Source organism: Ruegeria sp. SAZD013 (assembly GCF_059612525.1).
The window spans coordinates 281,991-294,552 of sequence record NZ_JBXWQT010000020.1 but is presented as its reverse complement, the minus strand read 5'-3'; the positions used below and the strand labels follow the sequence as shown (position 1 = coordinate 294,552).

General features: G+C 56.9%; 15 protein-coding genes. 6 read left to right on the top strand and 9 right to left on the bottom strand.

Going from position 1 to position 12,562, the window contains the following annotated elements:
* Positions 1 to 6 precede the first annotated feature (6 nt).
* Genes AC2FLU_RS07685 through AC2FLU_RS07675 form a run of 3 tightly spaced genes read right to left on the bottom strand, consistent with a single transcriptional unit; the run spans position 7 to position 1,489 of the window.
* Positions 7 to 354 carry an MliC family protein gene (locus tag AC2FLU_RS07685; protein WP_480553408.1) on the bottom strand — a complete coding sequence of 116 codons (348 nt, stop codon included), beginning with the start codon at positions 352 to 354 and terminating at the stop codon, positions 7 to 9.
* On the bottom strand, positions 351 to 746 hold the full coding sequence (locus AC2FLU_RS07680; protein ID WP_480472573.1) for a cell division protein ZapA: 396 nt from the start codon (positions 744 to 746) through the stop codon (positions 351 to 353). The genes AC2FLU_RS07685 and AC2FLU_RS07680 overlap by 4 nt, the downstream gene beginning before the upstream one ends.
* Complete coding sequence (locus tag AC2FLU_RS07675) at positions 746 to 1,489, bottom strand: hypothetical protein (protein ID WP_480553407.1); 744 nt, start codon at positions 1,487 to 1,489, stop codon at positions 746 to 748. The genes AC2FLU_RS07680 and AC2FLU_RS07675 overlap by 1 nt, the downstream gene beginning before the upstream one ends.
* Positions 1,490 to 1,725: 236 nt before the next feature.
* Here AC2FLU_RS07675 and tkt point away from each other — a divergent pair, with 236 nt between their 5' ends.
* Entirely contained in the window at positions 1,726 to 3,750 is a 2,025-nt protein-coding gene (gene tkt / locus AC2FLU_RS07670; RefSeq protein ID WP_480553405.1) for a transketolase, read from the top strand.
* A 45-nt stretch (positions 3,751 to 3,795) separates the two neighbouring features.
* On the opposite strand, the gene AC2FLU_RS07665 is transcribed toward tkt, so the two are convergent.
* Entirely contained in the window at positions 3,796 to 4,218 is a 423-nt protein-coding gene (locus AC2FLU_RS07665; RefSeq protein WP_480516907.1) for a hypothetical protein, read from the bottom strand.
* Positions 4,205 to 5,164, bottom strand: a complete 960-nt coding sequence (locus AC2FLU_RS07660) for a DUF808 domain-containing protein (RefSeq protein ID WP_480553404.1) — start codon at positions 5,162 to 5,164, stop codon at positions 4,205 to 4,207. Before AC2FLU_RS07660 ends, AC2FLU_RS07665 begins: the two co-directional genes overlap by 14 nt.
* Before the next feature lie 181 nt (positions 5,165 to 5,345).
* Between AC2FLU_RS07660 and gap (AC2FLU_RS07655) the strand changes: the two genes are divergently transcribed.
* From gap (AC2FLU_RS07655) to gap (AC2FLU_RS07645), 3 genes are all read left to right on the top strand, one after another.
* A complete protein-coding gene (gene gap / locus AC2FLU_RS07655; RefSeq protein WP_480493266.1) occupies positions 5,346 to 6,347 on the top strand; it encodes a type I glyceraldehyde-3-phosphate dehydrogenase in 1,002 nt (333 codons plus the stop codon).
* A 71-nt stretch (positions 6,348 to 6,418) separates the two neighbouring features.
* Positions 6,419 to 6,562: a hypothetical protein gene (locus AC2FLU_RS07650; RefSeq protein WP_480493268.1), complete on the top strand. Its 144-nt coding sequence runs from the start codon at positions 6,419 to 6,421 to the stop codon at positions 6,560 to 6,562.
* An 82-nt stretch (positions 6,563 to 6,644) separates the two neighbouring features.
* Positions 6,645 to 7,649 carry a type I glyceraldehyde-3-phosphate dehydrogenase gene (gap, locus tag AC2FLU_RS07645; RefSeq protein WP_480493270.1) on the top strand — a complete coding sequence of 335 codons (1,005 nt, stop codon included), beginning with the start codon at positions 6,645 to 6,647 and terminating at the stop codon, positions 7,647 to 7,649.
* Here gap (AC2FLU_RS07645) and coaD read toward each other — a convergent pair.
* The 3 genes from coaD to AC2FLU_RS07630 all read right to left on the bottom strand — a co-directional run bounded on the left by coaD (position 7,641) and on the right by AC2FLU_RS07630 (position 9,597).
* Positions 7,641 to 8,132 carry a pantetheine-phosphate adenylyltransferase gene (gene coaD / locus AC2FLU_RS07640; protein WP_209596116.1) on the bottom strand — a complete coding sequence of 164 codons (492 nt, stop codon included), beginning with the start codon at positions 8,130 to 8,132 and terminating at the stop codon, positions 7,641 to 7,643. The two genes, gap (AC2FLU_RS07645) and coaD, sit on opposite strands and share 9 nt — an antisense overlap.
* An 85-nt stretch (positions 8,133 to 8,217) precedes the next feature.
* Positions 8,218 to 8,655: a CBS domain-containing protein gene (locus AC2FLU_RS07635; RefSeq protein WP_496808538.1), complete on the bottom strand. Its 438-nt coding sequence runs from the start codon at positions 8,653 to 8,655 to the stop codon at positions 8,218 to 8,220.
* A 60-nt stretch (positions 8,656 to 8,715) separates the two neighbouring features.
* Positions 8,716 to 9,597, bottom strand: coding sequence for a LysR family transcriptional regulator (locus AC2FLU_RS07630; protein ID WP_496808542.1), 882 nt, complete (start codon positions 9,595 to 9,597; stop codon positions 8,716 to 8,718).
* A gap of 125 nt (positions 9,598 to 9,722) precedes the next feature.
* On the opposite strand from AC2FLU_RS07630, the gene AC2FLU_RS07625 reads away from it, so the two are divergent.
* Both AC2FLU_RS07625 and AC2FLU_RS07620 read left to right on the top strand, forming a co-directional pair.
* On the top strand, positions 9,723 to 11,222 hold the full coding sequence (locus AC2FLU_RS07625) for a CoA-acylating methylmalonate-semialdehyde dehydrogenase (RefSeq protein WP_209596112.1): 1,500 nt from the start codon (positions 9,723 to 9,725) through the stop codon (positions 11,220 to 11,222).
* A gap of 239 nt (positions 11,223 to 11,461) precedes the next feature.
* Positions 11,462 to 12,007, top strand: a complete 546-nt coding sequence (locus AC2FLU_RS07620) for a L,D-transpeptidase (RefSeq protein ID WP_480517736.1) — start codon at positions 11,462 to 11,464, stop codon at positions 12,005 to 12,007.
* 68 nt (positions 12,008 to 12,075) lie between these two features.
* Here the strand turns inward: AC2FLU_RS07620 and AC2FLU_RS07615 are convergent, their stop codons facing one another.
* Positions 12,076 to 12,552, bottom strand: a complete 477-nt coding sequence (locus AC2FLU_RS07615) for a fasciclin domain-containing protein (protein WP_480516897.1) — start codon at positions 12,550 to 12,552, stop codon at positions 12,076 to 12,078.
* Positions 12,553 to 12,562: the final 10 nt, after the last annotated feature.

The window sequence follows — 12,562 nt, the reverse complement described above, 5'->3', positions numbered from 1 at the left end:
TCCGGCCTACCGGCTGGAACAACCCCGATAGATCTCCTGCTCATTGGCGGCGCCCGCCGCCAAATAGCTAACCGACGCGTCCCACCCTTTCGAGCGCAGGATGTAGGTTCCACCTTCACCAAAGGACTCGTAGCGGATACCTGATCCGCTTTCGACCTGACGCATCACAACCAGAGAATTGTCTACCAAGGTTGCCGCTGCCCCTGTACTATCCGGTGCGTTGAAATAGGTGACAGGCAGCGGTATTCCGTTTTCGCAGGTGAAGGTGACAGACAGAATATCGATTTCGGCCAGTGCCGTTGTTGCGGGCATGACCAGCGCCGCAACACAGATGAATTTGCGCAGGACCTTCATCGTGCCTTTTTCTCCTCAACTACCGCGGCCAGCGCTTCGGCTCGTGCGGCCAGTTCGGCCAGCGTATCTGTAACAGATGGCGGAACCACAGCCACTTCGATGCGCTCAGGTTCGGGCGCCGGGGCGCTTCGCAGCGCCTGAAGCTCGGCTTCGGCTTCGGCCAGTTTCCCTTCGAGCGATTTGACCTTGTCCTCTGTTGCCGCAGTCTTGTCGGCCAGCATCAAGCCGGCCATCAGCAACATGCGGGATTCCGGCATACGACCGATCTGATCGGACAGCACCTGTGCCTCGTCGTCCAACACTTTGGCGGCAGCGTGCAGAAAGGGCTCTTCCCCGTCCCGGCAGGATACCTCAAAACCGCGCCCGCCGATATGAATGGTCACTTCGGGCATCACTCTACCTCACCTTCAACAAGTTTCGCCTGCGACAGCAGAGGTTCCAACCTTGCAAGAACTGCCTGCGCTTCGGCGGCGTCTGACGCCTGTGCTGCGCGCGTTGCTTCCAGTTCCGCGACGGTGGCCCGGTTCAGCAGCTCGGCATCTGCGACACCTTCGGCGGCGGCGGCGCGCAATTCCTCTATCGCAGTGCGCAACTGCTCGTTTGCCTTGCGCATCCGTTGCAGATCGTCGTCCAGTCGCGACATTGCAGCGCCGTGACTGGTCCGTTCAGCGCGCAGCATCTCAAGCTCGGCGCTCAGGTCGTCGACGCGGACTGTATCTGACAGTTCGTCCTTTAGACGGCTGTTTTCCGCTTTCAGCGCCTCCAGCTCGGTGCTGTTGTCCAATGCGGCCTTGGCTTCGGCCAATTCAGCGCGCGCGGCTTCGACCGTCGCGATTTTCGCACGGGCTTCTTCCAGCTCGGATCGCAGAGCGTCTGTTTCGGCTGTATTGGTCGGAGCGCTTCGCAACTCCTCAAGATCGGCTCTCAGCCCGTCCACTTCCTGTTCGTGCTGTTCCTTTAGGGTTCTCAGACGTTCCTGAAGCTGCGCGTTCGCAACTTTTTCATCTTCAAGCGCTGCCTGGAGGCCGTCATCCGGCCGGGCATCTACGGACGCGCCGCCCAATGCGTCGACGCCCGCTCCGATACGGTCCATCGCCGCAATAATGCGGTGCTGTAATTCCTCAAGTTGGCTCATGCCCCTGTCACCTCTTTATCAAGGTTCATTCTGTTGCGAAGCGATCCGAATCAAAATCGAATCCCGCCTGCCGCTAGTCTAACGGAATGCGACAGAAAATACCCACTGTTTGCTTTCAACTACTTGGACCACGCAGTTCACGCAATCCAAGCGGATAAACCCTGGTTCTGCTTGCACTTTGAGTGCTGAGTGGTATTGAGCCCGCAATCTGCTTTTTATCCAAAGGAACAACGCCCGTGGACCTGACTGCGCTGCGCAATGCCAACCCCGAACACTGGGACAAAGCTGCGGCCATCCGCACATTGACCCTTGATGCCGTCGCCGCTGCAAACTCCGGACATTCTGGTATGCCCATGGGCATGGCGGATGTCGCGACCGTCCTGTTCGAAAAGCATCTGAAGTTTGACGCCTCGGCCCCGAACTGGCCGGATCGTGACCGCTTCATCCTGTCCGCAGGCCATGGTTCGATGCTGGTCTATTCGTTGCTGTACCTTACGGGATATGAAGATGTAACGCTGGAGGAGATCAAGAATTTCCGCCAGCTGGGCGCAAAAACCGCAGGCCACCCAGAAAACTTTCTGGTCGCTGGTGTTGAAACCACGACCGGACCGCTGGGTCAGGGTATCTCGAACGCCGTGGGCTTTGCGATGGCCGAGGAAATCCAGCGCGCGCATTATGGCAAGAAGGTTGTAGACCACTATACCTATGTCATCGCGGGCGACGGCTGCCTTATGGAAGGCGTAAGCCAGGAGGCAATCACCCTGGCCGGTCGTCACGAGCTGAGCAAGCTGATCGTCTTCTGGGACAACAACAACATCACCATCGACGGCACCGTCGACATCGCCGACCGCACCGATCAGGTTCGTCGCTTTGCGGCCTCGGGCTGGCATGTGATCGAAATCGACGGTCATGACCCCAAGGCCATCGACGCGGCCATCGTTCAGGCGAAGAAGTCGAAAAAGCCGACCATGATCGCGTGTAAAACCCACATTGCTCTGGGCCACGCGGCGCAGGACACGTCAAAAGGGCACGGCGCGCTTACCGATGCGGATCAGCTGAAGGCCGCCAAGAAGGCTTATGGCTGGGTGCATGACGCGTTTGACGTGCCTGCCAATGTCAAATCCGCATGGGAAGCTATCGGTGCGCGTGGCGCTGCCGAGCGTTCGGAATGGGAAGCGCGTTTCGCACAACTGTCCGAGCGTAAGCAGGCTGAGTTCACCCGCGCCTATGCGTTCGAGGCCCCCAAGCGTCTGGCCGGAGCCATTCGCGCCTTCAAAAAGCAGATGTCCGAAGACCAGCCGAAACTGGCCACCCGTTCGTCGTCGGAGAAGGTCCTGAACGTTGTAAACCCGATCATGACCGAAACCGTTGGCGGTTCGGCGGACCTGACCGGGTCAAATAACACAAAATCGGCCGATATGGGCGTGTTCCTTCCGGAAAACCGCAAGGGTCGCTATATCCATTATGGTATCCGTGAACACGGCATGGCGGCGGCGATGAACGGCATGGCGCTGCATGGTGGTATCCGCCCCTATGGCGGTACATTCATGGCCTTCACCGATTATGCCCGCCCGTCCATGCGTCTGGCGGCGCTGATGAAGATCCCTTCGGTTTTCGTGATGACCCATGACTCGATCGGTCTGGGCGAAGACGGCCCGACCCACCAGCCTGTCGAGCATCTGGCGATCTCGCGTGCAACCCCCAACACTTTTGTCTTCCGCCCGGCTGACACCATTGAAACGGCCGAGGCATGGGAACTGGCGCTGACCTTCAAGGACAGCCCCTCTGTCCTGTCGCTGACCCGTCAGGGTGTTCCAACGGTACGTACCGAGCACAAGACCAAGAACCTGACCGCACAAGGTGCTTACGTTCTGGCCGAAGCAGAAGGTAAGCGTCAGGCAATCCTGATCGCCACAGGTTCCGAAGTGTCGCTGGCCATGGAAGCCAAAGCGATGCTCGAGGCCGAGGGCATCGGCACCCGCGTCGTCTCGATGCCGTGCATGGAGCTGTTCGCACAGCAGGATGAAGCCTACCGCAAGCGCGTCCTTCCGGCGGGTCCGGTCCGCGTTGGTATCGAAGCCGCGGTTCGCGCTGGTGGCTGGGATCGTTGGTTGCTGGGTGAACGTGGCCGCGAAGCCAAAGCCGGATTCATCGGCATGTCCAGCTTTGGTGCCTCGGCCCCTGCGGGAGAACTGTACAAGCATTTCGGCATCACCGCCGAAGCAACCGTTGCAAAGGTCAAGGAATTGTTGGGGCTGTAAATCAGTCCCACCTGATCGAGCAAAGGGCGGCCTTGGCCGCCCTTTTCATTTGGGTTCAGCCTTAACCCGAAGTGCAAGTTCTTCATAGGCTTTCAGAGCGTAATCCAATCGCAACTCATACCGTCCTTGCACCACCACTTTCTCAGGTTCTTGCAGGCCGAGACAATACAACGCTTGGCGAAGATGGGTTCCAGACAGCGGAACATAAGTAGCCGATTGACCCACTAAAGCGTTGTAAAAGCGTCCCCCGAACCAACGGCTACGCTCCTGCGCCCTGAAAGCGGTATCAACACGAAAATGCAAGAAACTGTACAGCTCGGATTCATCGAATGGGACTTCGTCGGCCGCAACACTCAAAGCCGATAGAATTGAGGATCTGCCGTTTAATCCGCGCGTGCCCACTTTTCGAATAAGCGGGCCATCGATCGTCGTGCCTAGACGGTAACGGGTCAATTCAGTGTTTCGCATTCTTACTTAACATTGGTGCTATGATCCGGGTTGCAACAGGGATCAAAACCAACCCCCAAGCTAAACCAAATACGCCATCCATCGTGGCCTTGGACACCCACTCAACCACACCAACCCATTGATCAGAGACAGAATGCCCAATGGTATAGGCCCACTCATGGATATGATGGCCCAACCATCCAAAGCCCAACACCTCCATCCCGTGGATGACGATCGAGCCCCCCACCCACAGCATCGCCGCTGTTCCGACAATGGACAGTGTTTTCATCACCCCGGGCATTGCCTTGACCAACCCTCGGCCCAGACCGCGACCGATAGGTGTCGGCGCGTTCTGCGCCAGATAAAGCCCAACATCATCCATTTTCACGATCAGAGCCACCGACCCATAGACGGCCACCGTCACGCCGATCCCCACAACGGCCAGCGTCGCGGCCTGCATCCATAGGTTCGGGGCTTCGATCGCCGCCAGTGCAATGGTCATAATCTCGGCAGACAGAATAAAATCGGTCTTGATTGCGCCCTTGACCTTCTGCTCTTCCAGATGGCCCGGGTCCCGGTTTTTCATATCCTCTTCAATTACATGGCTACCATGAGGAAACAGGACGTGAAAAATCTTCTCGGCGCCTTCAAAACACAAATATGATCCACCCAGCATCAACAGTGGGGTGATCAGCCACGGGGCGAAATTGGCCAGCAACAAGGCCACCGGCAACAGGAGTATGATTTTGTTGAAAACCGAACCGCGCGCGATACGCCAGATGATCGGCAATTCGCGCGCCGGGGCAAAGCCCTGAACGTATTTTGGTGTTACCGCAGCGTCGTCAATGATTACGCCTGCAGTCTTGGCCCCTGCCTTGCCTGCCGCTGCCACGACATCATCCACCGATGTCGCCGCGACCTTGGCGATCCCGGCCACATCGTCCAACAAGGCCAAAAGACCACTCATCGCGTTTCCTTTCCCGTTCGCTGCCGCATCCGGACCCTACCTGATCCAACGGCTAGCGCAAGCGTTAGCGCAACCGTCGCAGGTTTGCGCTAACACCTTAAAAATATGCCGTTTTTGCCCTTTTGAGATTCCCATTTCGCCGCTATATGGCCCTCAACGCAAGCGCATCAGGAGACGTCACATGACCATCAAGGTCGGTATCAATGGTTTTGGCCGTATTGGCCGCTGCACCCTGTCGCACATCGCCGCGTCGGGGCGTAACGACATCGAAGTGATCAAAGTCAACGCAACCGGCCCATTGGAAACCTCTGCGCATCTGCTGAAATATGACAGCGTTCATGGGCGTTTCCCGCGCGAAGTTTCAATCGAAGGCAACACGATGGATCTGGGTCGTGGCCCAATGCAGATGTTTTCGACCTACGATATGAACGAACTGGACTGGGACGGCTGTGACGTCGTTCTGGAGTGCACCGGTAAATTCAATGATGGCACCAAGGCCAAAACACATCTGGATCGCGGTGCGGGCAAGGTGCTGCTGTCCGCCCCCGGCAAAAATGTGAACAAGACCATCGTTTTTGGTGTGAACCACAACACCCTGACCGCAAATGACAACATGGTGTCGAACGGCTCTTGCACAACAAACTGCCTGGCCCCGCTGGCCAAGGTGCTGGACGAGGGTGTCGGCATTGAACATGGCATCATGACCACCATTCACGCCTATACCGGAGACCAGCCCACGCTGGACCGTCGCCACAGCGACCTCTATCGCGCCCGCGCTGCCGCAATGTCGATGATCCCGACCTCAACCGGTGCTGCCAAAGCTTTGGGTGAAGTTCTGCCAAACCTGAAAGGCCGTCTGGACGGGTCTGCCATCCGGGTTCCTACCCCGAATGTTTCTGCAGTTGACCTGACCTTCCGCGCGTCGCGTGACACCTCGGTGACCGAAATCAACGCTATCGTCGAAGAAGCAGCCAAAGGCCCGATGCAGCGTGTTCTGGGATATGAGCCCGCGCCTCTGGTATCAACCGATTTCAACCACACCGAAGAAAGCTCGATCTTCGCACCCGACCAGACCCGCGTCGTCAATGATCGCTTGGTGCGCGTGCTGGCCTGGTATGACAACGAGTGGGGCTTTTCGGTTCGCATGGCAGACGTAGCCGTCGCCATGGGCCGCCTTAACTGACCCTTCGGACTTCGCTTGTACGTTGGTGCCCGCTCAGGTTATCTGAGCGGGCATTTTCATTCGGAACCGACATGAACAATCAAATTGCTATGTGGCTTGGCGTCCTATTGCTTGGGGGCATGATGCTGGACGTGGCCTTGTATGGTACCGAGCACATGTTGTTCCTCGGTAAGAAGCTTTACGACTTTCTGGACTGGCTCGCTTTTTGGCGATGACAGAGGTTTTTCTTGACATTTCTCTTGATCTGTAATTGTTAGCGCTAACTCATATAACTGAGATATTTGTACGGAGCGAACCATGACCCTGAAACTAGCGATCAACGGATTTGGACGGATCGGGCGCGGGGTTCTGCGCGCGGTGATGGAAAGCGGACGTACAGACGTTGAGATCGTCGCGATCAACGACTTGGGCAAACCCAACATGAACGCGCATCTATTCGAGTTTGACAGTGTTCATGGCCGTTATCCCAACCCTGTCACGCTTACAGACGCCGGCATGGATGTGGGGCGCGGCCCGATCCGCCTGAGTAGTGAGCGTAATCCCGAAGACCTGCCTTGGTCTGATATCGACGTTGTTCTGGAATGCACCGGGGTTTTCCGCACCCGCGAAGCAGCGGAACGTCACTTCAAGAACGGATCGCGGAAAGTCCTGATCTCAGCCCCTGCACGGGGTGACGGCGGTGTGAAAACCATCGTCTTTGGTGTCAACGATAACGAACTGACCGCCGACGATCTGATCGTATCGAACGCATCCTGCACCACGAATTGTCTTTCTCCGGTTGCCGCAGCTTTGGACGCTGGTCTTGGCATCAAACATGGCAACATGACCACCGTTCACGCCTATACCGCCAGCCAGCCGGTGCATGACACAGTTGGAAAAGACCCCTACCTGTCGCGCGCCGCAGCCCTGTCGATGATCCCCACCACAACCGGTGCAGCCGCCGCTGTGGGGCTGGTACTGCCGCAACTCAAGGGCAAATTGACCGGTCAGGCCATCCGGGTACCCACCCCGAACGTTTCGGTCGTTGATCTGGTTGCCGAGGTTTCGCGCCCAACGACCGAAGATGAGGTCAATCAACTTTTCATTGACGCCGCAGCAAAGATCCCTGGTGTTCTGGCGGCGGAAAGCCGTCCTCTGGTCTCGGTCGATTTCAACCACGACTCGCACAGCTCGACGGTGTCACTGGCAGAAACCAAAGTCACCGACGGCACGCTGGTTCGCGTGCTGGCCTGGTATGACAACGAATGGGGCTTTTCGAACCGGATGCTGGATACGGCCGCCTCGATGGGTGCCCTAGCCTAACCGCTCGCGCAGTGCGGCATTGACACGGGGCGTGACAAACTTTGACACGTCCCCGTTCAAGCGGGCAATTTCTTTCACCAGTTTTGAAGCAATCGCCTGATGGCGTGCTTCGGCCATCAAAAAAACAGTCTCGATCGAGTCGTCCAGTGCGCGGTTCATACCAACCATCTGGAACTCATACTCGAAATCCGCGACAGCGCGCAAACCGCGCACAATGATCTGTGCACCTACATCCCTCGCACAATCGATCAATAGATTTTCGAAGGGATGAGCGATGATTTCCGTGCCGGTTTGTTCGGTCAGTTCGGCACATTCGGCCTCGATCATGGCGACGCGCTCTTCCAGCGAGAACAACGGGCCTTTGTCCCGGTTGATGGCGACGCCAATGACCAGTTTATCCACCAATGCCGCCGCCCGGCGAATGATATCGATGTGCCCTATGGTGATAGGGTCAAAGGTTCCCGGATACAAACCAACCCGCATCGCGCCCTCCTGCGCAACAAAATTTCTGCGCAAGCAAACACAACTTTGCTGCAGGTGCAAGTGATTGCTTTGGCACCCCTTGCTGTTAGTGCCCCATTATCATGCCTTCCAGAGCGTCTTTTTCCATCGCCAGTTCGGCCAGTTGGGCCTTTACCACGTCACCAAGTGTGACGATGCCGATCAGTTTACCGTCTTCGACAACCGGCATATGGCGAAAGCGCCCTTCTGTCATGCGGGCCATGATATCCTGAACCGAGGCCTGACGCGTCGTCGTGATCAGGTCCTGCGTCATGTAGGATTTTACAGGCTGGTCGAGACAGCCACTACCGCTGGCGGCAAGCTCGCGGACGATGTCGCGTTCAGACAGAATTCCAATCGCGGTTTTTCCGCCATCGTCAGAAACAACAACCGTCCCGATCCGCTTTTCCGCAAGAATCTTCGAGGCTTCTGAAACTGTCGCCATTGGCGCCACCGTTACAACGCCGTCTGTCGCTTTGGACGTCAGGATAGCCTGTACCAACATGAAGAATTCCTCCGGAATAATAACACTTATTCCAAAGCGTTGCGCGATTGTGGCGACCTGTCAAGCACCGGCATCTGCTTCCAATCGAAGCACTTCCTCGCGAATGCCGCGCGTCAGGGCATCGGCAAAGCGGTTCAACCGTTCGTTGCGCTGATCTCCTTCATGCCGAACCAGATAGAAACTGCGCGTCAGACTCACTTGATCCGTCAGGATTTTCCGAAGCCCCGGATGGAACGGCAACGTAAAGTCATGCGCCACGCAAACGCCAGTTCCCAAACTGACCTGCCGCAATTGCACCGAGACCGAGTTCGATGCAAGCGCGACACGGTCAACCCCAATATCGTTCAGGTAATCCAGTTCGCGGTCAAAGATCATGTCGGGAATGTAACCGATCAACCGGTGCCCCTTGAGGTCAGCGACCGAGTGGATTGGTTCGTGACGTTTCAAATATTCATCGGTCGCGACCATATGCAGTTTGTAATCACTGACTTTCTTGACCAAAAGCTGCCCTGCGGTTGGCGCGCTGACAGTCACGGCCATATCGGCCTCGCGACGGGACAGGTTGATCACCCTCGGCAGAGCCAGAATCTGAATATCCAGTTCCGGGTTTGAATCACTGATCTTGGCGCAGACCTGGGGCAATAGGTAATTTGCGCTGCCATCTGGCGCGCCGATCCGGATTTGCCCGCTGAGTGATTTCGTGGATCCCGCCACGGCTCCGGCCGCTGCGCGCATCGCCTCTTCTGCATGCAACCCATGCTCCAACAGGCGCTGCCCTGCCGGTGTCAGGACATATCCCTGCTGCGACTTTGTGAACAACGCAGAATCCAGCGTCGTTTCCAATCGCGCAACACGTCGCCCCACGGTGGCGGGATCGATTTTCAGGATACGACCAGCGGAGGAAAGACTTTCCTCGCGCGCCACGGCCAGAAAGATCCGCATATCGTCCCAGTTTGGAGTCACACCGTTTCCTTTTGCATTTTTGCAAAACTCTTTTGAGACATTGCCTCTGTTCGCGGGATTTCTGCAAGCCTATTGTGTGCACAAATCTATCGGAGGAGTTATTGATGCAAGATCTGACCCATTTCCTGAACGGCGAAATGGTCGCCGGTACATCCGGTCGTTTCGACAACGTCTACAACCCGGCTACGGGCGAGGTTCAATACAAGTGTCCGATGGCAAGTGCTGCGGAAACCACGGCGGCGATTGAGGCCGCAGCCGCTGCCCAGCCGGAATGGGGCGCAACCAACCCTCAGAAACGTGCACGTGTCATGATGGCAATGGTCGGCCTGATGAACCGCGACATGGACAAACTGGCCGAGGCACTAAGCCGCGAGCACGGCAAAACCATCCCCGATGCCAAGGGCGACTTGCAGCGTGGTCTGGAAGTGATCGAATACTGCATCGGTGCACCGCAGATGCTGAAGGGTGAGTTTACAGACAGCGCAGGCCCCGGCATCGACATGTATTCCATGCGCCAACCGCTAGGTGTCGTAGGGTCGATCATGCCCTTCAACTTCCCTGCGATGATGCCTCTGTGGCATGTCGGTCCTGCACTGGCCTGCGGTAACGCCGTTGTTCTGAAACCGTCCGAGCGTGACCCCTCGGTTCCGCTGATGCTGGCCGAACTATTTGTCGAAGCCGGTCTGCCCAAAGGCGTGTTCCAGGTCGTGAATGGCGACAAAGAGGCCGTTGATACGATCCTCGACAGCGAGATCATTCAGGGCGTCAGCTTTGTGGGGTCTACCCCAATCGCGCAGTATATCTATAGCCGCGCCACAGCAAACGGCAAACGCGCCCAGTGTTTTGGTGGTGCCAAGAACCACATGATCGTCATGCCGGACGCCGATCTGGATCAGGCCGCCGACGCGCTGGTCGGTGCCGGGTTTGGCGCAGCTGGCGAACGCTGCATGGCAATCTCTGTTGCGGTTCCCGTTGGTGAAGAAACCGCGGACAAGCTGATCGAAAAGCTGATCCCACGCGTCGAAAAGCTGAAAGTAGGCCCCTACACCGCTGGTGACGATGTCGACATGGGCCCTGTTGTAACCGCCGCCGCGAAAGAACGTATCCTTGGCCTGATCAATTCGGGTGTCGAGCAAGGCGCAAAGCTGGTTGTCGATAACCGCGACTTCAGCCTGCAAGGTTATGAGGACGGTTTCTTTGTCGGCCCGCACCTGTTTGACCATGTCACTCCGGACATGGACATCTACAAACAAGAGATCTTTGGCCCGGTTCTGTCGACCGTCCGTGCTGGTTCCTACGAAGAGGCGATTGGCCTGGCGATGGACCACGAATACGGCAACGGCACAGCGATCTTTACCCGCGACGGTGACACAGCGCGCGACTTTGCAAGCCGGATCAATATCGGCATGGTGGGCATCAACGTTCCGATCCCCGTTCCGCTGGCTTATCACACTTTTGGTGGTTGGAAAAAATCCATGTTTGGTGATCTGAACCAGCATGGCCCGGACAGCTTCAAGTTCTACACCCGCACTAAAACAGTGACCGCACGTTGGCCGTCCGGCATCAAGGAAGGTGGCGAGTTCAACTTCAAAGCCATGGACTGATTTCAGCCTGCACGACCATGGAACCCGGCCCCATTCAGGGCCGGGTTTTCGCATCTTTCCGCCGACCAGCGTTCAAATTCCCCACGCTCACAAGAAATTCAGGTGCGTCGCTCTGGAAAATTGCGTCCAATGGAAATATCTTGCCGCCAAATACACAGCGAGCAGTGAACTTACCGGAGGCAACCTTGTCCCAATCCCGAATAACCCGTCGTTCCGCCCTACTGGGCGTTGCATCTCTGATGGCGACCCCCGCCCTTGTTCGGGCACAAAGCACTGATGCTTTCCCGCAAACCGAAGACGCGATCAGCACACAGTTGCCGGTACGGCGCAATGTGTCGTCCTTCTCGCAGCAAAACTGGCAGGACCATTTTGATGAGCTGGGCGTAGGCTGCCTGTTGGCCGACATTACCAGCCGCGCGGTTCACTATTGGGCGCCGGATGGCACCTATAAGCTGTACCCCAGCTCTGTGCCCATGAGCGAAGAGCTTACAAAACGCGGCTACACAAAAGTTGTGCGCAAGACCGAGTTTCCAAGCTGGACACCGACTGCCTCGATGCGCGAGCGTGACCCCAGCCTGCCTATTCGGATCGATGGCGGTGATCCCGGAAACCCGCTGGGCACCCGTGCAATGTATTTGGACTGGCCCGCTTACCTGGTTCATGGCACGCATGACACCCGCAAGATCGGCCGGCAGAGTTCGTCTGGCTGTATCGGCCTTTACAACCAGCATGTCGAAGAACTGTATCCGCTGGTTAAGGTCGGCACACAGGTTCGTTTGATCTAATCTACCAGCTCAGAAAAGCAAAAGCCCCGGTCATACGCCGGGGCTTTGATCTCTTTAGGAACAGAGCGTCATTCCGGCAGGATAACAGCGTCGACCACGTGGATCACGCCATTGCTGGCTTCAATATCTGCCTGTATGACCTTGGCGTCATTCACTTTGACGCCGTTTTTGGCATTCACGCTAAGCCGATCACCCTGAACAGTCAGAACCTTGGCGCGCTTGCCAGCAATGTCGCCGGACATCACTTTGGCTGGTACTACATGGTATGTCAGGATCGATACGAGTTGATCCTTGTTCTCCGGCAACAACAACGTTTCCACCGTGCCTTCGGGTAGTGCGGCAAAGGCTTCGTCTGTTGGGGCAAAGACGGTGAATGGACCTTTTCCTTTCAAGGTATCTACCAAACCTGCGGCTTGAACTGCGGCCACCAACGTGTTGAACGATCCGGCTGCTACAGCGGTATCAACGATATCTGCAGCCTGCGCTTTGAGCGGCATGGCAAATGCAAATGCGGCGGCGGCACCCATAAAAGTACGACGAAACATGGCTGTCTTC